Origin of the sequence: Kocuria cellulosilytica, from assembly GCF_040981245.1 — a bacterium.
Lineage (GTDB): Bacteria > Actinomycetota > Actinomycetes > Actinomycetales > Micrococcaceae > Kocuria > Kocuria cellulosilytica.
The window spans coordinates 1-735 of sequence record NZ_JAVFWZ010000038.1; the positions used below are offsets into that span (position 1 = coordinate 1).

Consider the following 735-nt stretch of genomic DNA (forward strand, 5'->3'; position numbering starts at 1 on the left):
TATGGCAATATGGCAATTCTTGGTAGAAAAATATTTAGTCTCTCCGCAAATTTTGGTGCACATAGTGCTAAAGCTTAAGCGCAACCTTTTTCTCCAACAAGGTGATGGAGGCTCGTCCTGCCATAATTCGTTTTACTGTTTTTATCTTGCATACCGTTCCTTCAAGAATTCCATTGTTCCATTTGCTGGTAATGGAATTCTTGATGGCCTGGTAGTCGTCAAGCAAACCCATGGCAAACTTTTCTATTCCATCCACCCCACATCCAATGGCCATATTTATCCATTTGTATAGTCCCATTTTGTTCTCTCCACTCAATATCCCTTGAAATGTGGAGACAAAGTATTTCAAATCATACATGTTTTTTTGTTGCATGAAAATCTTGACAGATTCCGTCTTTGGTCTTGAATTAAAGTGTACAATTGCGTTCCAAAGATCATGCTCTTCCATTCGTATGCTTTCTTTTGATAGAAATTTCCTCATTCTTTCTTTGTACTCCCCATATTCATTTTTCCATTTCTCCCTCAGAATGGACAGCAACATTTTCATTGCATACTTTTTCCCCGAACCATGAACGCCCTTGACCACACCTGAGTATTCCAAAGTCTTTTTCTCTAAGATTCTATCTGATATGTACTTCACATTTTTATATACCCATAGTTGGCTAGGGTTGAGAAAACTCTCATAAGTTGCATCTAGCAGTTTCTTAATCTCGCAACTGCTATAGCCTGTTTTGT

1 protein-coding gene is annotated in these 735 nt (G+C 38.1%); it reads right to left on the minus strand.

The genetic code is table 11. The features are described 5' to 3' along the window. Positions 1–67: 67 nt before the first annotated feature. Positions 68–735 (minus strand): transposase (locus RCG67_RS16855; RefSeq protein ID WP_368827944.1); only part of this gene is annotated, 668 nt, incomplete at its 5' end.